This window comes from Stutzerimonas kunmingensis, assembly GCF_032106285.1.
Taxonomy (GTDB): domain Bacteria; phylum Pseudomonadota; class Gammaproteobacteria; order Pseudomonadales; family Pseudomonadaceae; genus Stutzerimonas; species Stutzerimonas kunmingensis_B.
Genome location: NZ_DAMCPO010000027.1, coordinates 14,567 through 40,844 on the forward strand (window position 1 = coordinate 14,567; position 26,278 = coordinate 40,844).

Sequence of the window (26,278 nt, forward strand, 5' to 3'; positions counted from 1 at the left end):
AGCTGCCTTGTGTAAAGGACGGGATGATAACAGCCACCTCCGTTCAGAAAGCACGAACCCCGGCACCAGGCCGGGGTTCGTGATAACACTCAAGCGTCGATTCAGGCGTTCAGCGCGGCCAGGGCTGCGTTGAAGGTTGCGCTGGGGCGCATCACCTTGCTGGTCAGTTCCGGGTTGGAGCGATAGTAGCCACCGATATCCACCGGCTTGCCTTGCACTTCGGCCAGTTCGGCGACGATGGTCGCTTCCTGCTCGGTCAACTGCTTGGCCAGCGGGGTGAAGTGGGCCTTCAGTTCGGTGTCTTCGTCCTGCGCGGCCAGAGCTTGCGCCCAGTACAGAGCCAGGTAGAAGTGGCTGCCGCGGTTGTCCAGCTGACCAACCTTACGCGCCGGTGACTTGTTGTTGTCCAACAGTTTGCCGGTGGCCTGGTCAAGGGTCTTGCCGAGGATCTTGGCCTTGATGTTGTCGGTCTTGATGCCGGTTTCTTCCAGGGACACAGCCAGAGCAAGGAACTCACCCAGGGAATCCCAGCGCAGGTAGTTCTCTTCCACAAGCTGCTGCACGTGCTTTGGTGCGGAGCCGCCGGCGCCGGTTTCGTACATGCCGCCGCCCGCCATCAGCGGAACGATTGAGAGCATCTTGGCCGAAGTGCCCAGTTCCATGATTGGGAACAGGTCGGTCAGGTAATCGCGCAGAACGTTGCCGGTCACCGAAATGGTGTCCTGGCCACGAATCATGCGCTCCATGCTGACGCGGATGGCTTCGTTGTAATCCATGATGCGGATGTCCAGACCGCTCAGGTCGTGATCCTTGAGGTAGGTTTCGACCTTGTTCTGCAACTGACGATCATGGGCGCGCTCCGGGTCAAGCCAGAAGATCGCCGGGGTGTTCGACTGGCGAGCACGGGTCACGGCCAGCTTGACCCAGTCGCGGATCGGAGCGTCCTTGGTCTGGCAAGCACGCCAGATGTCACCTTTCTCGACTTCGTGCTGCATCAGCACGGTGCCGTCAACCAGAACGACGCGCATGGTGCCGTCGGCCTGCATCTCGAAGGTCTTGTCGTGCGAACCGTATTCCTCGGCTTTCTGTGCCATCAGGCCGACGTTCGGGACGCTACCCATGGTTACCGGGTCGAAGGCGCCGTTGGTCTTGCAGAAGTTGATCATCTCCTGGTAAATGCGGGCATAGGTGCTCTCCGGCATTACCGCTTTGGTGTCCTTCTGCTTGCCGTCCTTGCCCCACATCTGACCGGAGTTACGGATCATCGCCGGCATCGAGGCGTCGACAATTACGTCGCTCGGGATGTGCAGGTTGGTGATGCCCTTGACCGAGTCGACCATCGCCATTTCAGGGCGGTGGCTGTAAACCTCATGGATGTCATGCAGGATTTCTTCCTGCTGCGAGACCGGCAGCGACTTGATCTTGTCGTAGACGCTGCTGATACCGTTGTTCGGGTTGACGCCCAGTTCCTTGAACAGCTCGCCGTACTTGTCGAACACATCCTTGTAGTAAACGCTGACCGCATGACCGAAGACGATCGGGTGCGAGATCTTCATCATGGTGGCCTTGACGTGCAGGGACCACATCACGCCGGTTTCCTTGCAGTCCTGCAGGGTGTCTTCGAAGAAGGCGCGCAGCTTGTTGCAGCTCATGAACATGCCGTCGAGCACTTCGCCTTCCTGCAGAGACAGCTGCTTCTTGACCTCGACCTTGCCGTCCTTGCCGACGAACTCAATGCGTACATCACCAGCTTTGTCCATGGTGATCGACTGCTCGCTGGAGAAGAAGTCGCCACCACGCATGTAGTCGGCATGGGACTGCGAAGCCTTGCTCCACTTGCCCATCGAGTGCGGGTGCTTGCGAGCGTAGGCTTTCACGGCGGCCGGAGCGCGGCGGTCGGAGTTGCCTTCGCGCAGCACGGGGTTCACGGCGCTGCCGAGTACCTTGCCATAGCGGGCGCGGGTATCTTTCTCCGCATCGGTCTGCGGGTCTTCCGGGAAGTTGGGAATGTTGTAGCCCAGGGCCTGCAGTTCGGCGATGGCGGCCTTGAGCTGCGGCACGGAAGCGCTGATGTTGGGCAGTTTGATGATGTTGGCATCGGGCTGAACGGTCAGCTCGGCAAGCTTGGCCAGGTCGTCGTCGACTTTCTTGTCAGCGTCGAGCTGGTCGGCAAAGCTCGCAAGAATGCGCCCTGCAAGAGAGATGTCGCGTGTTTCGACGGCTATGTCAGCGGAGGCGGCGAAGGCTTCTACAATAGGAAGAAGCGAATAGGTAGCCAGCGCAGGGGCTTCGTCGGTGAAGGTATAGATGATCTTCGAAGGGGTGGACATTTAGCGATAACTCTCTTCTTGCAGGGCGTGCACAGAATCCCGAGTGCGCCGGGTAGGCGCTCTGGCTCTCCGTCTAGATGAAACCAGAAGGGGGATTCGCCGCGGTGATGATGGATGCACCAATAGAGTGTCGAGCATTTGAACCGCCGAGCCGCGGTAGCGACTCTGAGGTTTCAAGGGGCGGGACTTGTACAAGACAGGTTCGTCCCTTATGACTTGTGAGTCATCGCGGCAGTATACCATCGAGCCAGCCTCGGGCAGAACGGCATTGCGCATACGACGAACGAACATGTAGTTTCAGGCAATTCGAGTGGGTTACCCTCAAAGATGATCGATGTCTAACCACGAAGACGGAGTCCAGCATGGGATACCAAAAGATCCAGGTGCCATCCAGCGGTGACAAAATTACCGTTAATGCCGATAACACCCTGAACGTCCCCGACAACCCGATCATCCCTTATATAGAAGGGGACGGTATCGGCGTCGACATCAGCCCGGTGATGATCAAGGTCGTGGATGCCGCTGTTCAGAAGGCCTATGGCGGCAAGCGCAAGATTGCCTGGATGGAGATCTACGCGGGCGAGAAGGCTACGCAGGTCTACGATCAGGACACCTGGCTGCCGAAGGAAACCCTCGAAGCTGTCCGCGATTACGTCGTGTCGATCAAAGGCCCCCTGACCACTCCGGTCGGCGGTGGCATCCGCTCCTTGAACGTTGCGCTGCGCCAGGAGCTGGATCTCTACGTCTGCCAGCGTCCGGTTCGCTGGTTCACCGGTGTGCCGAGCCCGGTCAAGAAGCCGGGCGACGTGGATATGGTGATCTTCCGGGAGAACTCCGAAGACATCTACGCCGGTGTCGAGTGGAAGGCAGGCTCCCCGGAAGCGGAGAAGGTCATCAAGTTCCTTACCGAGGAAATGGGCGTCAAGAAGATCCGTTTTACCGAAAACTGCGGAATTGGGGTCAAGCCGGTTTCACTGGAAGGTACGAAGCGTCTCGTTCGCAAGGCGTTGCAGTACGCCGTCGACAATGACCGCAGCTCCGTCACCATTGTCCACAAGGGCAACATCATGAAGTTCACCGAGGGTGCCTTCAAGGAGTGGGGCTATGAAGTGGCCCGCGACGAGTTTGGCGCCGAGCTGCTGGATGGCGGGCCCTGGATGCAGTTCAAGAACCCTACCACCGGCAAGAACATAGTAGTCAAGGACGCCATTGCCGATGCCATGCTTCAGCAGATCCTGCTGCGCCCGGCCGAGTACGACGTCATCGCAACACTCAACCTGAACGGTGACTACCTGTCCGACGCGCTTGCCGCTGAGGTCGGCGGTATCGGTATTGCCCCCGGGGCAAACCTTTCTGACACGGTCGCCATGTTCGAAGCTACGCACGGTACCGCGCCGAAGTACGCCGGTCAGGACAAGGTCAATCCGGGCTCGCTGATTCTCTCGGCTGAGATGATGCTGCGCCATATGGGTTGGGTGGAAGCGGCAGACCTGATCATCAAGTCGACCGAGAGCGCTATCGCCGCCAAGACCGTCACCTACGACTTTGAGCGTCTCATGGAGGGCGCCCAGTTGATGTCATGCTCGCAATTTGGCGACGCGATGATCAGCCATATGTAAGGTGTGGAATGAAAAAGGCCGATCAGATGATCGGCCTTTTTTTGTTTTTCAGGACAAATCAGGCATCTACCGTCGAGACGCCTTGGGCAGCAGCAGGGGTAGTCGCCTCGGACACGGCCTGCTGTGGCCTGATGTCGGTTGCGTGAAGGCCTTTCGGACCCTGCAGGATGTTGAACATGACTGCTTGCCCAGCTTTCAGAGTTCGATAGCCTTCCATCTGGATGGCCGAGTAGTGGGCGAACAGGTCCTCATCGCCGCCGTCTGCTACGATGAACCCGTAGCCTTTGGCGTTGTTGAACCACTTGACCTTACCGCTTAGCATGCTGTTATCCCTCTGCAAAGGAGTCCATTACTGGAGTAACATCCATTTCATTCCGCGCTTATGCAGCCCGAGGCCTCATGTTGCGCAACCCGTTTGCCCTTGTAGGCACATACTGTTTGTATCACCGTTTTGCCGATAGTCAAGGCGACTCGTCAGCTGGCTGCGAAGCTGTCCATATTTATCTGGCCCCCGCGCCACGACCTAGAACCGTTATGCGCATGCATGCATTTGCTCAGATTCGACTAACATTCAATCAGGACCGGCCTCAACGGGACGAAGATGACGCGTCTGGTCTCGCTGTCCAGGAGGCCAAGCCGGAATTAAAGGCACCACCGATGTATAAAGTTGTCATGTTTAATGACGACTACACACCGATGGATTTCGTCGTCGAGGTGCTGGAAGGCATTTTCAATCACAGCAGGGAGCAGGCCACCAAGATCATGCTGGCCGTCCATACCGAGGGGCAGGCCGTCTGCGGGCTCTATACGCGCGACGTAGCCGAAACCAAAGCGATGCAAGTGAATCAATATGCAAGGGAATGCCAGCACCCGCTGCTCTGTGAGATCGAGAAGGACGGTTAACTCCGACTGCTGGAGAAGAGGTGAAAGCTATGTTGAACCGTGAGCTCGAAGTCACTCTGAATCTGGCTTTCAAAGAGGCACGTACCAAACGTCATGAATTCATGACGGTTGAACACCTCCTGTTGGCCCTACTGGACAATGAAGCGGCAGCCACCGTGCTGCGGGCCTGTGGCGCGAGCCTGGACAAGCTGCGCCATGATCTGCAGGAGTTCATTGATTCCACCACTCCACTAATTCCACAGCACGATGAGGAGCGCGAAACGCAGCCTACGCTTGGCTTTCAGCGCGTACTGCAGCGTGCCGTATTCCATGTCCAAAGCTCTGGCAAGCGGGAAGTGACCGGGGCAAACGTGCTGGTCGCGATTTTCAGCGAGCAGGAGAGCCAGGCCGTATTCCTTCTCAAGCAGCAGAACGTCGCGCGTATCGACGTCGTCAACTACATTGCTCACGGTATTTCAAAGGTGCCTGGCAATGCTGGTAGCCCGGAGAACGATGCGGAGATGCAGGATGAGGACGGTGGCGAGCCGGGTGCGTCAGGCAATCCTCTGGATGCCTATGCGAGTAATCTGAACGAGCTGGCTCGCCAAGGACGGATCGACCCGCTGGTTGGGCGTGAGAACGAAGTCGAGCGTGTCGCGCAGATTCTCGCGCGTCGGCGTAAGAACAATCCGCTTCTCGTAGGTGAGGCTGGCGTCGGTAAGACCGCTATTGCTGAAGGCCTGGCAAAACGCATAGTGGATAATCAGGTTCCGGACCTGCTCGCTGATAGCGTCGTCTACTCGCTAGATCTGGGTGCGCTGCTGGCGGGTACGAAGTATCGAGGTGATTTCGAGAAGCGCTTCAAGGCGTTGCTCGGAGAGTTGCGCAAGCGGCCGCATGCCATTCTTTTTATTGATGAGATCCATACGATCATCGGTGCTGGAGCTGCGTCTGGCGGCGTGATGGATGCGTCGAACCTGCTCAAGCCCTTGCTTTCTTCCGGTGAAATCCGCTGCATCGGTTCTACGACCTTCCAGGAATTCCGTGGGATCTTCGAGAAGGATCGCGCCCTCGCGCGTCGCTTCCAGAAAGTCGATGTCAGCGAACCTTCAGTCGAAGACACGATCGGCATTCTGCGTGGCCTTAAGGGGCGTTTCGAGCAGCATCACAACATCGAATACAGCGATGAGGCGCTTCGTGCCGCGGCAGAATTGGCCTCGCGCTACATCAATGATCGGCATATGCCTGACAAGGCCATCGACGTGATCGATGAGGCGGGCGCCTATCAGCGCCTGCAGCCGGAAGAGCAGCGGGTCAAGTGCATTGATGTCGAACAGGTCGAAGACATCGTGGCAAAGATTGCGCGGATTCCGCCGAAGCACGTCAGCAGTTCGGACAAGGAGCTGCTGCGTAACCTCGAGCGCGATCTGAAGCTCACGGTTTTTGGCCAGGATGATGCGATCGACTCGCTGGCGACAGCCATCAAGCTTTCACGGGCTGGATTGAAGGCTCCGGACAAGCCGGTTGGATCGTTCCTTTTTGCCGGGCCTACCGGCGTGGGTAAGACAGAGGCTGCACGCCAGCTGGCTCGAGCGCTGGGCGTCGAGCTGATCCGTTTCGACATGTCCGAGTACATGGAGCGTCACACTGTATCTCGTCTGATCGGTGCGCCTCCGGGATACGTTGGGTTCGACCAGGGCGGCTTGTTGACTGAGGCCATCACCAAGCAGCCGCATTGCGTGCTGTTGCTGGACGAAATCGAAAAGGCGCACCCCGAGGTTTTCAACCTGCTGCTGCAGGTCATGGATCATGGCACGCTCACGGACAATAACGGTCGCAAGGCCGACTTCCGCAACGTGATCATCATCATGACCACCAATGCTGGTGCGGAGACCGCGGCGCGGGCTTCTATCGGTTTTACCTTGCAGGATCATGCCTCTGACGCGATGGAGGTCATCAAGAAGAGCTTTACGCCAGAGTTTCGCAATCGTCTGGATACCATCATCCAGTTCGGCCGTCTGAGTCACGAAGTCATCAAGAGCATCGTCGACAAGTTCTTGATCGAGCTGCAGGCGCAGCTCGAAGACAAGCATGTGACGTTGGAGGTGTCAGATGCTGCGCGCAGCTGGCTGGCGGAGCATGGCTACGATGCGCAGATGGGTGCGCGGCCGATGGCACGGCTTATTCAGGACAAGATCAAGAGGCCGTTGGCCGAGGAGATCCTGTTCGGTGAGCTGGCCGAACATGGTGGCGTGGTTCACATCGATATTCGGGGCGGCGAGCCGTTCTTCGAATTCGAGACCACTGCAGAGCTGGCCTGACCCTAGGTGGTATCGAGCGCCCGGCTTCGGCCGGGCGTTTTTCGTTCCGGCATTGCGTGCGTCCGTTTCCGGCTGTTTGCTGCTGCAACAAAAAAGCCCGGCATAAACCGGGCATTTTTCTCGCGGCTCGCTTAGCGGGCGCGGTAGGTGATGCGACCCTTGCTCAGATCGTAGGGGGTCAGTTCCACGCGCACCTTGTCACCGGTAAGAATCCGGATGTAGTTCTTGCGCATCTTTCCGGAGATGTGCGCAGTAACGACGTGCCCGTTTTCCAACTCCACACGAAACATGGTGTTAGGCAGGGTGTCGACGACAGTACCTTCCATTTCGAAGCTGTCTTCTTTCGACATTCAGTAAAGTCCTCGGTGTCCAAATGAGTGACCCGGCGCATGCGTGCGCGGGCAAAAGCGGCAAGCATTGTGCCCGAAATGGGTCGATGAGCCAAGGACTTCAGCTGAGCGTCACCCAGCGCTGGTTGACCAGCAGTTCGATGGGGCGATATTCGGTCTTGTAATTCATCTTCCGGCAGTTCTTGATCCAGTACCCGAGGTACACGGCCTTCAGGCCGAGACGCGCTGCTTCGCCGATCTGCCAGAGAATCGCGTAGCGCCCCAGGCTGCGCCGTTCTTCTTCGGGATCGTAGAAGGTGTAAACGGCGGACAGTCCATTGGGCAGTACATCGGTGACGGCGACTGCGAGCAGTCGTCCATCCAGCCTGAATTCGTAGAATCGACAAAACGGTAGGTCGCGCACGAGGAAGGTATTGAACTGCTCGCGGCTGGGGGGGTACATGTCGCCGTCCGCATGGCGCTTTTCGATGTAGGTCGCGTAGAGCGCGTAGAGCTCCTCGCTGAACGCCGGGCGAACACAACGTACCTGCAGGTCAGCGTTGCGTTTGAGGATTCGTTTCTGTTGCCGGCTGAGCTCTGGCGAGTTTGCCGGAATGCGAGCCGGAATGCAGGCCGAGCACCGCTGGCAGTGGGGGCGGTAGAGGTGATCGCCGCTACGCCGGAAGCCCATCTCGGAGAGTTCCGCGTACACCTGCGCGTCCATCGGCTGGCTAGGGTCGAGGAACAGCGTGGTGGCCTGTTCATCGGGCAGATAGCTGCACGCATGGGGCTGTGTGGCGTAGAACTTGAGGCGAGCCAGTGAAGTCATGGTCAACTCTCAGAAATCATGAGCTGAGTGTAGGTCAGCTTGCGGTAGCCGACTAGGCGCGCCAGTCGGCTGCGCTGGGCTGATCCAGATGCTCGGCAAGTGCGGCGGCGAATTGCTCACGCGCAATGCTGCGGGCGCCAAAGCTTTCCAGATGACGTGTCGGCATCTGGCAGTCAATCAGGACAAAACCCCAGTCACGCAGCTGTTCCACCAGTGTGACGAATCCAACCTTGGACGCATCGGTAGCGCGACTGAACATCGACTCGCCGAAAAATAGCTTACCGATTGCCAGTCCGTAGAGTCCGCCGACGAGATGCTGCTCCTGCCAGACTTCTACCGAATGCGCGACACCCATTTCGTGCAACTGAACATAGGCTTGCTGCATCGGTGTGGTGATCCAGGTTCCGTCCGAATAGCTACGAGGCCCGGCGCAGCCTTGGATCACGTCGGTAAACGCTTGATCGAAGGTCACCTGAAATTCGCCCTGACGGATGCGCTTGCGCAGGCTGCGCGACACATGCAGTTCGTTCGGGAACAGCACCGTTCGCGGATCGGGAGACCACCACAGCAACGGTTGCCCATCCTGGTACCAGGGAAAGCAGCCGTGGCGATAGGCGGCCAGCAGGCGTTCATGGCTAAGGTCACCCCCAGCAGCCAAAAGGCCGTTGGGTTCTCGCAAAGCCGCTTCGAGAGGGGGGAAGCAGAGATCGTCGCGCTTTAGCCAAGTCAGCATGTCGCCACGCAAATGCAGGTAGGGGAGGGCGGGCCGAGGCCCGCCACTAGATCAGTTGTCGAGGTACTTTTCTGCGTCCAGGGCGGCCATGCAGCCGGCACCGGCCGAGGTGATCGCTTGGCGATAGACGTGATCAGCCACATCACCAGCAGCGAAGACGCCAGGGATGCTGGTGCAGGTGGCATCACCCTCGCCGCCACCTCTAATCTTCAGGTAGCCATCCTTCATTTCCAGCTGGCCCTGGAACAGGTCGGTGTTCGGCTTGTGGCCGATGGCGATGAATACGCCGGCGAGGTCCAGCTTGTTCTCTTCGCCGGTGAGAGTGCTCTTCAAGCGGACACCGGTCACGCCGCTGGCATCGCCGAGTACTTCCTCGAGGGTATGGTTCCAGTGCAGGCGGATGTTGCCGTTGGCCGCCTTGTCCATGATCTTGTCCTGCAGGATCTTCTCCGACCGCAGTTTGTCGCGGCGGTGGATCAGGTGGACTTCCTTGGCAATGTTGGACAGGTACAGCGCTTCCTCGACCGCAGTGTTGCCGCCGCCGATCACCGCGACGACCTGGTTGCAATAAAAGAAGCCGTCGCAGGTGGCGCAGGCCGATACACCACGGCCAGCGAAAGCCTCTTCAGAGGGCAGGCCGAGGTATTGTGCCGAGGCACCGGTGGCGATGATCAATGCGTCGCAGGTATAGACGCCGCTGTCGCCGCGCAGGGTGAATGGGCGCTGCTGCAACTCTGCGGTATGGATGTGATCGAAGACGATCTCGGTGTCGAAGCGCTCGGCGTGCTTCTGCATGCGGACCATCAGGTCCGGGCCGGTCAGACCTTCGACATCGCCGGGCCAGTTGTCGACTTCGGTAGTGGTGGTCAACTGACCGCCGGGCTGGATGCCGGTGATCATCAGTGGCTTCAGATTGGCGCGGGCAGCGTATACCGCAGCGGTATATCCGGCTGGGCCGGAGCCGAGGATGATCAGACGCGAATGCTTGACTTCACTCATAAAAAGCCCTCATAAGCCTTTGTTGCAAATAGAGAAGCGTGCTCCAGTCGAGCCGCGTCGGGAAATCGGGCGTTTATGCTACACCGAAGCATCGGCAAAAGCCCAAGCCGCCGCGGAACCTGCATGCCATCGAATCGACAAACCCGTACAATGCCGGGGTTCTGGCTGACTACGGTTCATCGCGCCGCAGGCGCAGGAAAGAAAGCGTTTTGAAGAATTCCTCATCTACCGCGCCGGCAACCGTCTGGCGACAACAATTGCACTATCGCCTCAAGGAAGGCGCGTTGATAGCGCTCGGTGCGCTCTGCGTCTACCTGTGGATGGCGTTGCTTACCTACGATCCGGGCGATCCTGGCTGGACCCACACCAGCAATGTCGATCAGGTCCGCAACGCTGCCGGCCGTGCCGGCGCCTGGTTTGCCGATGTTCTGTTCATGGCGCTGGGCTATTTCGCCTATTTGTTTCCCCTGCTGCTTGGCGTCAAGGCCTGGCAAGTGTTCCGCGCACGTCATCAGCCCTGGGTGTGGAACGGCTGGCTGTTCTCCTGGCGCCTGATCGGTCTGGTGTTCCTGGTCCTGTCCGGGTCCGCGCTGGCCTATATCCATTTCCAGGCCGCTCCTGGCTTGCCCGCGTCTGCCGGCGGTGCGCTGGGAGAGAGCCTCGGTCAGTTGGCCGTTCTGTCCCTTAACGTACAGGGCAGCACCCTTGCGCTGTTGGCGTTTTTCCTGTTCGGCCTGACGGTGTTCACCGATCTGTCCTGGTTCAAAGTGATGGACATCACCGGCAAGATCACTCTCGACCTCATCGAGCTGATCCAGAGCTTCTTCAGTCGCTGGTGGAGCGCCCGCGCCGAGCGCAAGCAGATGGTCGCCCAGTTGCGAGAAGTCGACGATGTCGTGAGCGAGGTGGCTGCGCCGATGGTGCGCGACCGTCGTGAGCAGGCCAAGGTCAAGGAGCGCATCATCGAACGTGACGAGTCCCTGGCCAAGCACATGAGCGAGCGCGACAAGCGTGTGGCTCCGGTGATCGCTCCGCCTGCTCCTGCCAAAGCCGCCGAACCGAGCAAGCGCGTGCTGAAAGAAAAGCAGGCCAACCTGTTTGTCGATCCGCTGATCGAGGGCAGCCTGCCGCCGATCTCGATACTTGATGCTGCCGAGAAACAGCAGAAGCAATACTCGCCTGAGTCGCTGGAAGCGATGTCGCGGCTGCTGGAGATCAAGCTGAAGGAGTTCGGTGTAGAGGTCATCGTCGAGTCGGTACATCCAGGCCCGGTGATCACCCGCTTCGAAATCCAGCCGGCAGCCGGTGTGAAGGTAAGCCGTATCTCCAATCTGGCCAAAGACCTTGCGCGCTCACTGGCAGTGATCAGCGTGCGGGTGGTCGAAGTGATTCCGGGCAAGACCACTGTAGGTATCGAGATTCCCAACGAGGATCGTCAGATCGTGCGATTCTCCGAGGTGCTTTCTTCGGCCCCCTACGACGACGCCAAATCACCGGTCACCCTGGCACTCGGCCATGATATCGGCGGTAAGCCGGTCATCGCCGACCTGGCGAAGATGCCGCACCTGCTAGTGGCTGGTACCACTGGTTCCGGTAAGTCGGTGGGCGTCAACGCGATGATTTTGTCGATCCTGTTCAAGTCCACGCCGGAAGAGGCGCGGTTGATCATGATCGATCCTAAGATGCTTGAACTGTCGATCTACGAAGGCATTCCGCACCTGCTTTGCCCCGTCGTCACGGACATGAAGGAGGCGGCCAACGCACTGCGCTGGAGCGTCGCCGAGATGGAGCGGCGCTACAAGCTGATGGCGGCCATGGGCGTGCGTAACCTCGCGGGCTTCAATCGCAAGGTCAAGGAAGCCGAAGAGGCGGGCACACCGCTTACCGATCCGCTGTTCCGTCGCGAGAGCATGGATGACCAGCCGCCGCCGCTGAAATCCCTGCCGACCATCGTCGTGGTGGTGGACGAATTCGCCGACATGATGATGATCGTCGGCAAGAAGGTCGAAGAGCTGATCGCGCGTATCGCACAGAAGGCACGCGCGGCGGGTATTCACCTGATCCTTGCCACCCAGCGTCCGTCGGTGGATGTGATTACCGGCCTGATCAAGGCCAACATTCCGACCCGAATGGCATTCCAGGTATCCAGCAAGATTGATTCGCGCACCATCCTCGACCAAGGTGGTGCCGAGCAGTTGCTGGGGCACGGTGACATGCTCTACCTGCCGCCGGGCACCGGCCTGCCGATTCGTGTCCATGGTGCGTTCGTTTCCGATGAGGAAGTGCACCGGGTGGTCGAGGCCTGGAAGGCCCGTGGCGCGCCTGACTACATCGAAGACATTCTTGCTGGCGCCGAAGAGGCGGGTAGCGGCTTCGATGGTAGCAGTGGCGAAGGCAGCGGAGAGGGCAGCGAAGAAGACCCGTTGTACGACGAGGCCGTTCGCTTCGTCACTGAAAGCCGCCGTGCGTCGATTTCCGCCGTGCAGCGCAAACTCAAGATTGGCTATAACCGCGCCGCGCGGATGATCGAGGCCATGGAAATGGCTGGCGTGGTGACATCCATGAACACCAATGGCTCGCGCGAAGTCATCGCGCCGCCGCCTATGCGCGATTGAATCGCTTCGAGGGCTAAATGCAATTGATCCGTTTGCTGTGTGCATCTGTCCTGATGGTTGCCCTGGCCCCGGCACACGCCGACCAGGCTGCATCCACCAAACGACTGACTGATTTGCTGAACCAGGCTGAAACCCTGACCGGCCGCTTCTCGCAGCTGTCGCTCGACGGCAGCGGCACCCAGCTGCAGGAAACCTCCGGTGAACTGGCGCTCAAGCGCCCCGGGCAGTTCCGCTGGCACACCGATGCACCGATGGAGCAGCTGCTGGTCTCCAACGGCGAGAAGGTCTGGTTGTATGACCCAGACCTGGAGCAGGTCACCGTCCAGCAACTCGACCAGCGCTTGACGCATACCCCGGCGCTACTGCTCTCCGGTGACGTGTCGACCATCAGCGAGAACTTCGAGGTTTCCCACAAGGAGGCCGGTGAGGTTGTGGATTTCACCCTCAAGCCCAAGGCCAAGGACACGTTGTTCGATAATCTGCGCCTGTCGTTCCGTAGCGGCGTGATCAACGACATGCAGCTGATCGACAGCGTCGGTCAGCGCACCAATATCCTCTTCATGGGCGTGAAGATGAATCAGCCGCTCAACGCCGACATGTTCACCTTCGAGATTCCTGAGGGTGCCGACGTCATTTCCGAGTGACCCTCATCTGACATTCGTATCAGGCGGCCTGCGCAGCGGCTGGCCGCTGCAATCGAGGTAACCGTCCGCAATGGACCTGTTCAGCCGCGAACCTGTCGCCCAACCCCTTGCTGCGCGTCTGCGTGCAGCGAGCCTCGACGAGTACGTCGGGCAGGAGCATCTGCTCGCGCGTGGCAAGCCGTTGCGCGAGGCGCTGGAACAGGGCGCGCTGCATTCCATGGTGTTCTGGGGGCCGCCCGGGGTTGGTAAGACCACTCTGGCGCGGCTCCTGGCAAAAGTGTCCGATGCCCATTTCGAAACGGTTTCCGCCGTGCTCGCCGGGGTCAAGGAGATTCGCCAGGCGGTCGAGATCGCCAAGCAGCAGGCAGCCCAGTACGGACGGCGCACCATCCTGTTCGTCGATGAAGTGCATCGCTTCAATAAGTCCCAGCAGGACGCCTTCCTGCCTTACGTCGAAGACGGCACGCTGATCTTCATCGGTGCGACCACCGAGAATCCCTCCTTCGAACTCAACAACGCCTTGCTCTCGCGTGCCCGCGTCTACGTGCTGAAAAGTCTCGACGAAGCGGCGCTGCGTAAACTGGTCGCCCGTGCGCTGAGTGATCCAAAAGGGCTGGGTGACTTGCATCTGGGGCTGCCGGAAGAGAGCTTCCAGATGCTGCTGGCTGCTGCCGATGGTGACGGTCGTCGGCTGCTCAACCTGCTGGAGAACGCATCGGACCTGGCCGAGGAGGGCGGTAGCATCAGCACCGACTTGCTGCAGGATCTGCTGGGTGACAGCCGTCGCCGTTTCGACAAGGGCGGTGAGGCGTTCTACGACCAGATTTCGGCACTGCACAAGTCCGTGCGCGGCTCCAATCCCGACGCGGCACTGTACTGGTTCGCGCGTATGCTCGATGGTGGCTGCGACCCGCTGTACATCGCCCGGCGCGTCGTGCGCATGGCCAGTGAGGAGATCGGCAATGCCGACCCACGCGCGCTGCCGCTGTGTCTGAATGCCTGGGATGTGCAGGAGCGCCTGGGTAGCCCGGAAGGAGAGCTGGCCGTGGCGCAGGCGATCGTCTATCTCGCCTGCGCGCCGAAGAGCAACGCCGTCTACACGGCGTTCAAGGCGGCCATGCGCGATGCTGCCGAGAACGGCTCGCAGGAAGTGCCGCTGCATTTGCGTAACGCGCCGACCAAGCTGATGAAAGAGCTCGGCTACGGCAACGAATACCGCTACGCCCACGACGAACCGGATGCCTACGCTGCAGGCGAGGATTATTTTCCCGAAGCGATGCAGCCGCGGCGTTACTACCATCCGGCCCCGCGCGGGCTGGAAAGCAAGATCCGCGACAAGCTCGAGCACCTTGCGCGGCTCGACCGCGAAAGCCCGAAACAACGGAGAAAGCAATGATCCGCATGGCCTTCGCCGTCGCCTGTGGCGGCGTGATCGGGACCCTGTTGCGCTTTGCCCTGGCGACCTGGGTCAGCAATCAATGGCCACGGCATTTCTATCTGGCCACGTTGGCCGTGAACCTGCTGGGGTGCCTGCTGATCGGCTATCTCTATGCAACCTTTCTCGCCCGACCGGACATTTCACCCGAGCTGCGTGGCGCACTGATCATCGGCTTCCTTGGCGCACTGACGACCTTCTCCAGCTTCTCACTGGACGCCCTGCGGCTGCTGGAAAGCGGTCAGCTGGCGACCGCCTTCGCCTATGTCGGCGGTAGCGTGTTCGGTGGCCTGTTGGCGGCCTGGGCCGGTCTGGCGCTCGCCAGGTTATGAACCGGCGCGCGTTCACAGTAAACTTCGCTCCCTCTTCGCCCTTCATCCAAGCTTTCACAGACGAGACCCACCATGCTTGATTCGAAACTGGTACGCACTCAGCTACAGGACGTGGCGGCCCGCCTGGCCACCCGTGGCTACCAGCTGGACGTGGCGCGCATCGAAGCGCTGGAAGCTCAGCGCAAGACCGTGCAGACCCGCACCGAACAACTCCAGGCCGAGCGCAACGCGCGCTCCAAATCCATCGGCCAGGCCAAGCAGCGCGGTGAGGACATCGCGCCGTTGCTCGCCGACGTGGATCGCATGGGCTCGGAACTCGAATCCGGCAAGCAGGAGCTGGACCGCATCCAGACCGAACTCGACCAGCTGATGCTGAGCATTCCCAACCTGCCGCACGAGTCGGTGCCGGTGGGTGCGGATGAGGACGAGAACGTCGAGGTTCGCCGCTGGGGTACGCCGAAGACCTTCGACTTCGCCGTTCAGGATCACGTCGCCCTGGGCGAGCAGCATGGCTGGCTGGACTTCGAAACCGCAGCCAAGCTGTCCGGAGCCCGCTTCGCCCTGATGCGCGGTCCGATCGCCCGCCTGCATCGCGCGCTGGCGCAGTTCATGATCGACCTGCACACCCGTGAGCATGGCTACGAAGAGGCCTACACGCCGTATCTGGTACAGGCCCCGGCGCTGCAGGGAACCGGTCAGCTGCCGAAGTTCGAGGAAGATCTGTTCAAGATCAGCCGGGAAGGCGAGGCGGACTTCTACCTGATCCCGACCGCCGAGGTGTCGCTGACCAACATCGTGGCCGGCGAAATCCTCGATGCCAAAGAGCTGCCGCTGAAGTTCGTCGCCCACACGCCCTGTTTCCGCAGTGAGGCCGGCGCCTCCGGGCGCGATACCCGCGGCATGATCCGTCAGCACCAGTTCGACAAGGTCGAGATGGTGCAGATCGTCGAGCCGTCCAGGTCCTTCGAGGCGCTGGAAGAGCTGACCGGTAACGCCGAGAAGGTGCTGCAGCTGCTGGAACTGCCTTACCGCGTGTTGTCGCTGTGCACCGGCGACATGGGCTTCGGCGCGACCAAGACCTATGACCTGGAAGTCTGGGTGCCGAGCCAGGACAAGTACCGCGAGATTTCTTCCTGCTCCAACTGCGGTGATTTCCAGGCGCGGCGCATGCAGGCGCGTTATCGCAATCCGGAAACCGGCAAGCCGGAGCTCGTGCACACCCTCAATGGTTCGGGCCTGGCGGTCGGTCGTACCCTGGTCGCCGTACTGGAGAACTACCAGCAGGCCGACGGAAGCGTTGTGGTACCCGACGTGCTGAAACCATACATGGGTGGTATCGAAGTCATCGGCTGAGGCTGGCTGTGTCATCGCGGTTCGGCATCAGGCCGGATCCTTGATATTCGACAAGGGGCATCGCGGCCGTAATGGCTGTGATGCCCTTACCACCAACGACCCTCCAGGATTCGCCCATGGAATACCTCCCGCTGTTCCACAACCTCAAAGGCCGCACGGTACTGATTGTCGGGGGTGGCGAGATCGCGCTGCGCAAGGCGCGGCTGCTGAGCGAAGCCGGAGCTCGGCTGCGGGTGGTGGCGCCAAGCATCGAGCCGCAACTGGCCGAACTGGTAGAGGCAGGCGATGGCGAATGCCTCGATCGTGGCTATGACCCGCAGGACCTGCAAGGTTGTGTGCTGGCCATCGCCGCCACCGATGACGAGCCGCTGAATGCCGCGGTTTCGCAGCACGCCAACGCGCTGGGCATGCCGGTCAACGTGGTCGACTCGCCGCAGCTGTGCAGCGTGATCTTTCCGGCGATCGTCGACCGCTCGCCGCTGGTGATTGCGGTTTCCAGTGGTGGCGATGCACCGGTGCTGGCGCGGTTGATTCGCGCGCGCATCGAGACCTGGATTCCCGCGGCCTACGGCCAGCTGGCCGGTCTCGCCAAGCAGTTCCGCGCTCAGGTCAAAGCCAAGTTTGCCAACGTTCAGCAGCGGCGGGTGTTCTGGGAGGAAACCTTTCAGGGACCGATCGCCGAACAGGCGTTGGCTGGGTGCAGCGCCGAAGCCGAGCGCCTGCTGGCGGAGAAGCTTGCCGGTGCAGCGCCGCGCGCGCTGGGCGAGGTTTATCTGGTAGGCGCTGGCCCAGGCGATCCTGACCTGCTGACTTTCCGCGCCCTGCGCCTGATGCAGCAGGCCGACGTGGTGCTCTACGATCGCCTGGTGGCGCCGGCGATCATCGACCTGTGCCGGCGCGATGCCGATCGCATCTACGTTGGCAAGCAGCGTTCGGAACACGCGGTGCCGCAGGAGCAGATCAATCAAAAGCTGGTGACCCTGGCCAAGGAAGGCAAGCGCGTTCTACGGCTCAAGGGCGGTGATCCATTCATCTTTGGCCGCGGTGGCGAGGAGATCGAGGAGCTGGCAGCCGACGGTGTGCCGTTCCAGGTCGTGCCGGGTATCACTGCCGCCAGCGGCTGTGCAGCCTATGCCGGCATTCCGCTCACTCATCGCGATCATGCGCAGTCGGTGCGTTTTGTCACCGGTCATCTGAAAGACGGCAGCTGCGATCTACCCTGGGCGGAACTCGCTGCGCCGGCACAGACGCTGGTGTTCTACATGGGCCTGGTGGGTTTACCGGTGATCTGCCAGCAACTGATAGCCCATGGACGTTCGGCGGATACGCCGGCGGCGCTGGTGCAGCAGGGCACCACCACAAATCAGCGTGTCTTCACAGGGACGCTGGAAACCCTCGCCCAGCGTATCGCCCAGGAGCAGGTGCAGGCTCCGACCCTGCTGATCGTCGGTGAAGTGGTTCAGCTACGCGAGAAACTGGCTTGGTTCGAAGGCGCCCAGGCGAGCGCCTAGCAGAAGATCGACGCTATCTGCGCCGTTTTCAGCGGCGCAGATAGGCGGTGAAGTCGATGTCCCCGGCAGAAAGGATCGCCTGTACACGGTTGTGCACGTTGAGCTTGCGCAGAATCGCCGAGACATGTGCCTTCACGGTGGTTTCGGCGATATCGAGGTTGTAGGCAATCTGCTTGTTGGATTCACCCTTGGTCATGCGCTCCAGTACCAGTAGCTGCTTGCGGGTCAGCGCCTGCAACAGTTCCGGCGGGATCGATTGCTCGTTGTGATGGGAGTGGCGGCTGCTGGGCTTCTGGCTGCGGATGATGTCCGAAGGAAGGTAGACGTTGCCGTTGAGAATCTGCTCGATGGCGTCGGTCATCTGCGCACGCGGCGAGGATTTGGTGATGAAGCCGACGGCGCCGTAGGTAATGGCCTGCAGCACGATCTGCTTGTCCTGCTCGGCCGAGACGATCACCACCGGAATGGTCGGTGCTTCGTTGCGCAGATTGATCAGGCCGTTGAGGCCGTGCATGCCGGGCATGTTCAGGTCCAGCAGCACCAGATCGAGATCGTCGTGTTCTAGGGTCAGCGCCAGCGCGCTGTCGAGGTCGGCAGTTTCAAGGATTTCGCTGTCGGGGAAGCCGTCGCGAATGACGTTATGGATGGCTTCACGGAACAGCGGATGGTCGTCCGCAATCAGGATCTTGTACAAGGCCGGTCACCTCTTTGTTGTGATTATGGTGGGGGCATGCTGGTCAGGTGATGCTACTCATCGCCAGGCAGAGGCTCCGGAGTAGCAGGGTGCAAGGGCAGGCCCGCCTGTTCCCAACCGTCCACCCCATCGCGATACCAGTACAGTCGTTTGTAGCCCAGCGCATGGGCGCGCTTGGTGGCGTTCCAGCCGAGCCAGCAGTCCGAGCGGCAGTAGAAAACCAGCGGCCGCTCCTGATCGCCCTCGCTCACGCGGGTCAGATTATCGCTGAAATAGCTCGCCCATTGCGGTTGCAGATTGCCATCGCCGGTGTTCGCCAGCCAGATGCTGCCGGGCAGGTTTGCATGGGGTTCGCTGTCGATGAAACGGCCGGCGAGCCACTGGCTCCGATACACGTCCACCAGCACCACATCGGATTGCGCTTCCAGCAAAGCCTTTAACGCGGCCGTATCCAGAGTCTGTGCACCGTCGATGGAAGGCGGTGTCGGGCTGCGGTACTGCGTCTGGCGATAGCCGTCGGTGGAGAACAGGGCGAGCTGCTCCTCGGCTGCGGCAATCGTGGGCAGGCAGACCCCAGGCAGCGCGGCGATCAGCAAGGGCAGCAGCGACCTGAACATAGTCCGTATTCCATGGCGTTTCGATAGGTCGATTACAGAGCAAAGGGCCTGTCTTTTAAATCCTACGATGGAGGGGAAAATCGGTACCAAAGTAGTAGATCGCTCAGGCTGAGCGGCGCAAGGCCGCATGTTGTGGGTTGAAACTGATTACTGCGAGAAGACTGAACAGCAGGGTCAGTCCGAGGCAAACCATCAGTGCGGTCGGTGCCAGGCGCAGATAAAGCGCATGACGAACCAACTCCACAGCGTGGGTGAAGGGGTTGAAGGCGCAGATCCAGTACAGCCACTCGCTCGCCTCACGCATCTTCCACAGCGGGTAGAGCGCCGACGAGAGAAAGAACATCGGAAAGATCACGAAATTCATCACGCCGGCAAAGTTCTCCAGCTGACGAATGCCGTTGGAGAGCAGCAAACCCAGGGCGCTGAGCAGCAGCGCCACCAGCAGCAGGGCGGGCAGGGCGGCGATCAGCCCAAGCGGTGGAGGCTGTACGCCGTAGAACCAGGCGATGGCGAGAAACGCATAGACCTGCAGCAAGGAGATTAACGCCGTGGCAACGAGCTTGCTGGCCAGCAGAAAGCTGCGCGGCAACGGGCTGGTCAGCAACACGCGCATGCTGCCCATCTCGCGGTCGTAGACCATCGAGAGTGAACCCTGCATGCCGTTGAACAGCAGGATCATGCAGGCCAGCCCCGGCACGATGTAGGTTTCGTAGGTGATGTAGGTGTCGTACGGCTCGATGATCGCGATGCCGAGCGCCGCCCGAAAGCCTGCGGCAAACACCACCAGCCAGAGTAGCGGTCGCACCAGGGCACTGAAGAAACGCGAGCGCTGTTGCACGAAGCGCAGCCATTCGCGCAGAACGATGCCGCGCAGGCATTCCCAGTAGATGATCATGAACTTTTCCGCCCGGAATCGAGGGTCGCGCGCGTGCCGGGAGCAGCCCCAGGGTTGGAAGCCGGCGTCGCAGACGCCGCGTACCCGGTATCGACTGCTCGCGGCGTGCTGTCGAGCAGGGCGCTCTGGTGATCGAGGCCGCTGCCGGTCAGCCGTGCAAAGCTCGCGGCCAGGTCTTCGCCTTCGGCGGCCAGGTTCGCGGCACGGCCCTGAGCCACCAGGCGGCCGCGGTTGAGTATCAGCAGATCGTCGTCGTCTTGGACTTCATCGAGCAGGTGCGTGGTCCACAGCACGCTCATACCCTGCTCCTGGCAGAGTAGGCGTACATGCTGGTTGAGCGCCTGGCGGCTGGCCGGGTCGAGGCCGGCGCTGGCCTCATCGAGTAACAGCAGCTCGGGGCGGTGCAGCAAGGCACGGGCGATTTCCACACGGCGACGGTGACCACCGTTGAGTTCGCGGACCTTGCTGCGGCGGCGTTCGCCGAGCTGCTGGCGTTGCAGTTCCAGCTCGATACGTTCGTTGGCCTCGGTTTGTGGCATGCCATGCAGCGCTGCGTGGTAGCGCAGGTTCTGCTCCACCGTAAGGTCCAGGTCCAGCGTGCTCTGCTGGAATACCACGCCAAGACGCGCAAGGGCCTTGCGCGGCGTTTCACGCAGATCGAAGCCAGCGATACGGATCTGCCCCTGCTGTAGATCGTACAAGCGGGTCAGCAACGCGATCAGCGTCGATTTGCCGGCTCCGTTCGGACCTAGCAACGCCGTGAAACGCCCCTGCGCTGCGGTAAAACTCACCCCGTCCAGCGCCCGCCGCTCACCATACGCGAACGCGACGTCGCTGACCTCCAGCGCGTTCATGGAGTGACCACCACGCCCCATGGATAGCGGCCGACCTTGATCGACTTGGTGACCTTTAGCTTATCGACGTCGATCACCGAGACGTCGCCGCTGACGCCGTTGGTGGTCAGCAGCAGGCTTTCGTCAGGGTTGAATGCCATGTGCCAGACGCGGCGGCCTACCAGCAGGTAGTCGAGCACCTCGTAGGTTTTCGCATCGACTACGGCGATGTGATTGGCCGGGCCGAGCGCAACGAAGGCGTACTTGCCGTCGGAGCTGAGTTTGATGCCCACCGGCTGGACCTTGTCCGGGTGCACGCCTTTGATCTTGAAGGTCAGCGTCTTGAGGATCTTGCGTTTATCCACGTCCACCACGCTGACCGTGCCGCCGATCTCGGCCGAGGCCCAGAGCTGCTTGCTGTCTTTGGTGAACTCGACGTGTCGTGGGCGCTGGTCGACCAGGGTGTTGTCCACCAGCTCGTTGGTGCTGGTGTCGATCCAGTGCAGCATGTTGGTGGTTTCGCTGGTGTTGACCGCCCACTTGCCATCCGGGCTCACCGCCATGCCCTCGGGCTCGACGCCTACGTCGATCTGCGCCAGCACTTCTTCCTTGTCGACGTCGACCACGGTCACCAGCGCGTCGTCCTCATTGGAGATGTACAGCCACTTGTTGTTCGGGTGCAGGGCGAACTGCTCGGGATCTGCGCCCGATGGCAGCTGCTTGATGATCTGCCGCGTGGCCAGGTCCATCACCTGCACGGTGTCCGAGTCGCTGGCGCAGATGTACAGCAGCTTGTTGTCATGGGAGAGCGTGAGGCCGCGCGGGCGCATGCCGACTTCCAGGGTCTCGACGGTTTCCATCGTGTCCAGGTTGATCACGCTGATGCTGTCGTCTTTCTCGTTGGAGACGTAGGCCGTGGCGGCGGCAGCCGAACCTGCGGCAAGGCTGAGGGCAATGGCGATGGCGGAGGCAAGGGCAGTTCTGGGCATGGTTGGGGTCTCTTGTCGTTATTGTGTGATGGGGGCAGTGGTGTCGCTGTGGTCCAGCTGGCGCAGGTATTCTTCGGCTTCTTCCTGGCCGCCGGCGGCTGCTCGCTGCAACCAATGGCGTGCTGCGACGGCATCGGCTTCGACGCCACGCCCTTCGGCCAGGGCGACGCCCCAGTGGTAGCGCGCCAGGCTGACGTAGCTGGCGTCGTCCGGTTGCTCCGCGCCTTTCTTCAGTAGCGCAGCGGATTTGCTCAGATCCGGCTCCATGCCGCTGCCGCTCTCGTACATTTGCGCCAGCGAAATCATCGAGTAGACGTCGTTCCAGCGCGCCACGCAGTCTTCGAAGATGGCTTTGGCGGCATCGAAGTTACCGGTCTTCGCCGTCACGTAGCCGTAGAGGCATTTGATGCGCTTGGGGCTGTCGACATAGGCCTCATAGCCCAGCTCGTCGGCGCTGGCGGGCAGAGTGGCAAGGCCAAGCAGCGCGGCTGCAGCGAGACGAATCACGGGCGCGCCTCGCTCAGGCGGCAGCTGCTTTCCGGGGCGTCGAAGCCCAGGGTGTCCAGTTCGCTGGTGGGATGCAGAAAGCCGTCCTGCGGCGAGTTCGATACCAGCGCCCGCGGGTGTATCAGCGGGATCGGCTGGCGTAGCTGGCCATTCCACGGGCGGAAGCTCAGCTTGCGGCCCTTGAAACCATCCAGCGGAAGCTCACCGCTAAGCGACAGCTGACGGATTGCTGCGGCGTCCGTGCTGCGCAGGCGAGTGACCGCCGCTGCAAGGCTGCGTACGCCCATCCAAGCGGCGAAATCGCGGTCGTTCATCCAGCGCTTGGCATGCGCCTCGAAGCGTTTCTGCAATTGGGCGGCGCCGTAGGTTTCCACCGTCTTGTGCCAGCCGGTGGCGGTCAGGCCCTGGGTGCCTGCCACCGGGCGAGGCAACCAGGTGTGATATGGCACGTACTCACCGAAGTCGCCACGTTCGTCGGCCACCAGCACCACGTCGTATTCGGCACCCTGGGTGAACAACGGCATCTCGGCCTGGGCGCTGCGGCGTTGGTCGTTATCGAAGCTCCAGGGCTTCTCCACCACGATGCGGTGACCGAAGCGCTTGGCCGCCCGGCGCAAAGCATCGGCATAGGCCTTATCCTCAGCGGTCGGACCGACGATCAGCATCCAGCGATTCCAACGGCGTGCCGCGAGAAATTGGCCGAGCGCATCGGCGAGCATGCTGCGGCTGGGCAGGGTGTGCAGGACATTCGCCAGGCAACTCTGGCTGCGCAGTGCATCGTCGGCACTGCCGGCGTTGATCAGCAGCGCTTCCGGCATGGCGTCCGACAGCTGGCGCAGGGACGCAGCCGGAGCGTTGACCACGAACAGGCGCAGACCGTCGGCGTATTGCTTGCCCGCCTGTTCCAGGAGCTCTTCCGGCGTTTCGCTGGTGGCCGCTTCGAGCACATAGCTGTGCTTGAGAAAACGCCCCGTGCTGTTGCTGTCGGTGATCGCCAGTTCGGCGCCACGCAGGCCGGCGTCTTCAGGTTCGGGAATGACGTTGGAGAGCACAGGGCCGGTGTCTGGGCGATAACCGAGATAACCGATGCGTATCGCCAGCTCCTGGCTGGGTGCCGCTGCAGCGAATTGGGTGCAGCAGGTGAGGGCGATCAGGAAACCGGCTCGTCGTAATACCTGGCTCATGGGCAGCTCCTGTGGCGTTGCAGGCAGCATAGGAACCATGGCAGAGCGGGGGAATATGCAGAAAGTACCGCTCGGGCGGTACCAAGGTAGTAGGTAAGCGCGCGACGGCTACCCCTAGCATGGTTCCGTCCGATAACAATAACGAGGCCATCCCTATGCCCACATATAAAGCTCTGCTGCTCAACCTGCTGTTCGTTGGCAGCCTGGTCGGATTCGATCACAGCCACGCCGCCGGCGACCTGACCCGCCGTACCCAGGCCCTGCCGGATCTGAAGTTCGGTTCCGAGCAGAGCGACTACGCGGTATCGCAGAAGGAGTATCAGCTGGAAACCGGCGTCGCCTACCAGCTCAAGGTCAGCTCCGATGGCCAGAAGGAATGCGCGTTCCAGGCGCCCGAGTTCGCCCAGTCGATCTATCTGCGCAAGGTCGAGGCCGGTGGGGTGGAGATCAAGGCGACTACCCTGGTCGAGCTGGAGTTCGAGGATGCCGGCGCGGCGGAAATCTTCTTCCTGCCGGTCAAGCCGGGCAGCTACCCCTTCTACTGCAAAGGGCTGCAGAACAAGGGCATGGAAGGCCGGTTCGTGGTCAAGTGAAGCGGACTGGCGCTCGGCGCTGATCACCGGGAGTTGCCGATATGTCCGCACTCTGGCGAATCAATCTGCTGGTCACGCTGTTCTTTGCCGTTGTGACCGTGGTCTGTCTGGCCGTGTTGCTGCGCCAGGCCGCCCACGATGTACAGCGCGAGCTCGATGCCGCCGCGGCGGTGGTTGGCTATCTCGGTGAGATGGCCGAGCGTGATCCCGACTCCCTCAGCCCGGGCCTGACCGATAGCCTGCGCCACATTCGCGTGCGCTGGCTGGACGCCACCGAATCGATGCCCGTTGGGGGCGATCCGGCGCTCGACCACTGGCTCGGGGCCTGGTTGTACCCCGCCGAGCTGTCGTCGCCCAGCGTCCTTCAGCTGTCCAATGGCCAGCGGCTGCACATCAGTGTCGATCCGTATGATGAAGTCGAGGAGGTCAGGGATTCGTTGCTGCAGCTGCTGGTGCTGTTCGGCCTGGCGCTGCTGCTTTGCCTGCTGGCGATCCGCTGGGCCGTGCGCCCGGGCATGCGTGTGCTCGGCGAACTGCTGGGTGCACTGGTGAGCATCGCCGATGGCCGCCTCGACACCCGCCTGCCATCGCATCGCTTCGCCGAATCGCGCAAGCTCGCCGAACGCTTCAATCACATGGCCGCTGCGCTCGAAGATGCGCGTGCCGACAACGAGCAACTGACCCAGGCGCTGCTGGCGCTGCAGGAACGTGAGCGCACCCGGCTGGCGCAGGCGCTGCATGACGACCTTGGCCAGTATCTGGCCGGTATCCGCGCGCGGGCCTGCCTGCTGCGCGTCCAGGCAGAGCAACCCGACGCCGTTCGCGAAACCGCGGCGCACCTCGAGCAACACAGCCTCGATCTGCAGAACGGTTTTCGCACGCTAGTGCGAGACCTGTATCCGGTGATGCTCGATCACCTGAACCTGGAAGACGCCATCGAGCAACTCGCCGAGCAGTGGCAGAGCACCCAGGGCATCGAGTGCGAGCTCCGGCTGCGCGGACCGATTCCAGCGCTGTCGATGGACGCCAAGGTGCATCTCTATCGCATGGTGCAGGAGGCGCTGACCAACGTGGCGCGGCATGCGCGCGCGACTCGCGTGTGCCTGCATCTGTGTGGCGGTCACAACGGGCTGCGCCTGCTGCTGCGGGACGATGGCCATGGGTTGCCGCCAGAACGGCCGGGGGTCGGCCTGCGTTCGATGGTCGAGCACGCGCGCTGCCTGGGTGCCCGGCTGCGTATGCGCCACCGCGCCGGAAAGGGCTGGGCGCTCTATCTCAAGTTGCCTTTGCAAGGAGCCACGTCATGAAGATTCTGCTGGTGGATGACCACGCGGTAGTGCGTCAGGGCTATGCGAGCCTGCTCAAGGCATTGCTTCCGGAAGTGACAGTCAGTGAAGCCGCCAGTGGCGAGCAGGCGCTGGAACAGGTGCAGGAATCGATTCCCAGCCTGGTCGTGCTCGACCTCGGCCTGCCGGGCATCAGCGGTCTGGAAACCTGTCGACGCCTGCGTCAGCGGTTGCCGTTGTTGCCGGTGCTGGTGTTCAGCATGCATGACGAGCTGGCACTGGTCCGGCAGGCACTGGATGCTGGCGCTTCCGGCTATCTGACCAAGCGCTGCGCGCCGGACGTATTGGTGGAGGCGGTGCGCAAGGTGCTTGCCGGGCAGACCTTCATCGAGCAGCCGCTGGCGACCGAGCTGGCGTGCCAGCGGCCGTCGCAGTCGCCAATCAAGGGGCGACTGGCCGAGATGACGCCGCGCGAGATGGAAATCTTCATCATGCTCGCGCGGGGCATCGGCAATCGGGAGATCGCCGAGCGGCTGTGCATCAGCAGCAAGACCGTTTCGAACCATATGGCCCTGCTGAAAAGCAAGCTGGAGGTCAGCTCCCAGGCCGAACTCGTGCACCTGGCCATCGATCAGGGTTTGCTCCGCGTCGGTGACCGCATGCTGTGCGAGGCCTGATAGGCCTCTTTCCCTCTCTCCTGCTTCGATGCAGCGCGACATGACTGTGTGCTGAGTCCAAAGCACCTCTC

At 61.3% G+C, this 26,278-nt stretch carries 25 protein-coding genes; 12 read left to right on the forward strand and 13 right to left on the reverse strand.

The window, feature by feature from the left end:
* Positions 1–101: 101 nt before the first annotated feature.
* Positions 102–2,330 carry an NADP-dependent isocitrate dehydrogenase gene (locus tag RT582_RS18305; protein WP_313241437.1) on the reverse strand — a complete coding sequence of 743 codons (2,229 nt, stop codon included), beginning with the start codon at positions 2,328–2,330 and terminating at the stop codon, positions 102–104.
* Between the two features lie 362 nt (positions 2,331–2,692).
* On the opposite strand from RT582_RS18305, the gene icd reads away from it, so the two are divergent.
* Complete coding sequence (gene icd / locus RT582_RS18310; protein ID WP_221104486.1) at positions 2,693–3,949, forward strand: NADP-dependent isocitrate dehydrogenase; 1,257 nt, start codon at positions 2,693–2,695, stop codon at positions 3,947–3,949.
* A 58-nt stretch (positions 3,950–4,007) separates the two neighbouring features.
* Here the strand turns inward: icd and cspD are convergent, their stop codons facing one another.
* Positions 4,008–4,271, reverse strand: coding sequence for a cold shock domain-containing protein CspD (gene cspD, locus RT582_RS18315; RefSeq protein WP_003298830.1), 264 nt, complete (start codon positions 4,269–4,271; stop codon positions 4,008–4,010).
* Positions 4,272–4,489: 218 nt separating this feature from the next.
* On the opposite strand from cspD, the gene clpS reads away from it, so the two are divergent.
* Positions 4,490–4,852: an ATP-dependent Clp protease adapter ClpS gene (gene clpS / locus RT582_RS18320; protein WP_003298832.1), complete on the forward strand. Its 363-nt coding sequence runs from the start codon at positions 4,490–4,492 to the stop codon at positions 4,850–4,852.
* 29 nt (positions 4,853–4,881) lie between these two features.
* On the forward strand, positions 4,882–7,152 hold the full coding sequence (clpA, locus tag RT582_RS18325) for an ATP-dependent Clp protease ATP-binding subunit ClpA (protein WP_014820078.1): 2,271 nt from the start codon (positions 4,882–4,884) through the stop codon (positions 7,150–7,152).
* A gap of 131 nt (positions 7,153–7,283) precedes the next feature.
* On the opposite strand, the gene infA is transcribed toward clpA, so the two are convergent.
* From infA to trxB, 4 genes are all read right to left on the reverse strand, one after another.
* Positions 7,284–7,502: a translation initiation factor IF-1 gene (gene infA / locus RT582_RS18330; RefSeq protein WP_002553999.1), complete on the reverse strand. Its 219-nt coding sequence runs from the start codon at positions 7,500–7,502 to the stop codon at positions 7,284–7,286.
* A gap of 100 nt (positions 7,503–7,602) precedes the next feature.
* Positions 7,603–8,310 (reverse strand): arginyltransferase, encoded by a 708-nt coding sequence (locus tag RT582_RS18335; protein WP_090520481.1) that lies wholly within the window; start codon positions 8,308–8,310, stop codon positions 7,603–7,605.
* 52 nt (positions 8,311–8,362) lie between these two features.
* The gene (gene aat, locus RT582_RS18340) at positions 8,363–9,043 is read right to left on the reverse strand and encodes a leucyl/phenylalanyl-tRNA--protein transferase (RefSeq protein WP_045665570.1); all 681 of its coding nucleotides are present in this window, start codon (positions 9,041–9,043) and stop codon (positions 8,363–8,365) included.
* Positions 9,044–9,094: 51 nt separating this feature from the next.
* A complete protein-coding gene (trxB, locus tag RT582_RS18345) occupies positions 9,095–10,042 on the reverse strand; it encodes a thioredoxin-disulfide reductase (RefSeq protein WP_313479074.1) in 948 nt (315 codons plus the stop codon).
* 161 nt (positions 10,043–10,203) lie between these two features.
* Here trxB and ftsK point away from each other — a divergent pair, with 161 nt between their 5' ends.
* The 6 genes from ftsK to cysG all read left to right on the forward strand — a co-directional run bounded on the left by ftsK (position 10,204) and on the right by cysG (position 17,932).
* Positions 10,204–12,657: a DNA translocase FtsK gene (gene ftsK / locus RT582_RS18350; RefSeq protein WP_172602807.1), complete on the forward strand. Its 2,454-nt coding sequence runs from the start codon at positions 10,204–10,206 to the stop codon at positions 12,655–12,657.
* A gap of 17 nt (positions 12,658–12,674) precedes the next feature.
* Positions 12,675–13,301: an outer membrane lipoprotein chaperone LolA gene (gene lolA / locus RT582_RS18355; protein ID WP_044313927.1), complete on the forward strand. Its 627-nt coding sequence runs from the start codon at positions 12,675–12,677 to the stop codon at positions 13,299–13,301.
* 70 nt (positions 13,302–13,371) lie between these two features.
* On the forward strand, positions 13,372–14,697 hold the full coding sequence (locus RT582_RS18360) for a replication-associated recombination protein A (protein WP_278399620.1): 1,326 nt from the start codon (positions 13,372–13,374) through the stop codon (positions 14,695–14,697).
* The gene (crcB, locus tag RT582_RS18365; RefSeq protein WP_023446949.1) at positions 14,694–15,068 is read left to right on the forward strand and encodes a fluoride efflux transporter CrcB; all 375 of its coding nucleotides are present in this window, start codon (positions 14,694–14,696) and stop codon (positions 15,066–15,068) included. The genes RT582_RS18360 and crcB overlap by 4 nt, the downstream gene beginning before the upstream one ends.
* A 72-nt stretch (positions 15,069–15,140) precedes the next feature.
* Positions 15,141–16,421, forward strand: a complete 1,281-nt coding sequence (gene serS / locus RT582_RS18370) for a serine--tRNA ligase (protein ID WP_003298845.1) — start codon at positions 15,141–15,143, stop codon at positions 16,419–16,421.
* Between the two features lie 116 nt (positions 16,422–16,537).
* The gene (gene cysG / locus RT582_RS18375) at positions 16,538–17,932 is read left to right on the forward strand and encodes a siroheme synthase CysG (protein WP_313479078.1); all 1,395 of its coding nucleotides are present in this window, start codon (positions 16,538–16,540) and stop codon (positions 17,930–17,932) included.
* Between the two features lie 28 nt (positions 17,933–17,960).
* On the opposite strand, the gene RT582_RS18380 is transcribed toward cysG, so the two are convergent.
* From RT582_RS18380 to RT582_RS18410, 7 genes are all read right to left on the reverse strand, one after another.
* Positions 17,961–18,626 (reverse strand): response regulator transcription factor, encoded by a 666-nt coding sequence (locus RT582_RS18380; protein ID WP_014820088.1) that lies wholly within the window; start codon positions 18,624–18,626, stop codon positions 17,961–17,963.
* A gap of 53 nt (positions 18,627–18,679) precedes the next feature.
* Complete coding sequence (locus RT582_RS18385; RefSeq protein ID WP_313479080.1) at positions 18,680–19,243, reverse strand: PQQ-dependent catabolism-associated CXXCW motif protein; 564 nt, start codon at positions 19,241–19,243, stop codon at positions 18,680–18,682.
* Between the two features lie 103 nt (positions 19,244–19,346).
* Positions 19,347–20,138, reverse strand: a complete 792-nt coding sequence (locus RT582_RS18390; RefSeq protein WP_014820090.1) for an ABC transporter permease — start codon at positions 20,136–20,138, stop codon at positions 19,347–19,349.
* Entirely contained in the window at positions 20,135–20,992 is an 858-nt protein-coding gene (locus RT582_RS18395) for an ABC transporter ATP-binding protein (protein ID WP_313479084.1), read from the reverse strand. The genes RT582_RS18390 and RT582_RS18395 overlap by 4 nt, the downstream gene beginning before the upstream one ends.
* Positions 20,989–21,960 carry a YVTN family beta-propeller repeat protein gene (locus tag RT582_RS18400; RefSeq protein ID WP_313479087.1) on the reverse strand — a complete coding sequence of 324 codons (972 nt, stop codon included), beginning with the start codon at positions 21,958–21,960 and terminating at the stop codon, positions 20,989–20,991. Before RT582_RS18400 ends, RT582_RS18395 begins: the two co-directional genes overlap by 4 nt.
* Positions 21,961–21,978: 18 nt before the next feature.
* Positions 21,979–22,467, reverse strand: a complete 489-nt coding sequence (locus tag RT582_RS18405) for a tetratricopeptide repeat protein (protein WP_125877640.1) — start codon at positions 22,465–22,467, stop codon at positions 21,979–21,981.
* Positions 22,464–23,651 carry an ABC transporter substrate-binding protein gene (locus RT582_RS18410; protein WP_313479091.1) on the reverse strand — a complete coding sequence of 396 codons (1,188 nt, stop codon included), beginning with the start codon at positions 23,649–23,651 and terminating at the stop codon, positions 22,464–22,466. The genes RT582_RS18405 and RT582_RS18410 overlap by 4 nt, the downstream gene beginning before the upstream one ends.
* Before the next feature lie 155 nt (positions 23,652–23,806).
* Here RT582_RS18410 and RT582_RS18415 point away from each other — a divergent pair, with 155 nt between their 5' ends.
* The 3 genes from RT582_RS18415 to RT582_RS18425 are packed head-to-tail and all read left to right on the forward strand — an operon-like array spanning position 23,807 to position 26,207.
* Positions 23,807–24,244, forward strand: a complete 438-nt coding sequence (locus RT582_RS18415) for a copper-binding protein (protein ID WP_313479093.1) — start codon at positions 23,807–23,809, stop codon at positions 24,242–24,244.
* Between the two features lie 41 nt (positions 24,245–24,285).
* Positions 24,286–25,551, forward strand: coding sequence for a HAMP domain-containing sensor histidine kinase (locus tag RT582_RS18420; RefSeq protein WP_313479095.1), 1,266 nt, complete (start codon positions 24,286–24,288; stop codon positions 25,549–25,551).
* Entirely contained in the window at positions 25,548–26,207 is a 660-nt protein-coding gene (locus RT582_RS18425) for a response regulator transcription factor (protein ID WP_003298864.1), read from the forward strand. The genes RT582_RS18420 and RT582_RS18425 overlap by 4 nt, the downstream gene beginning before the upstream one ends.
* Positions 26,208–26,278 lie beyond the last annotated feature (71 nt).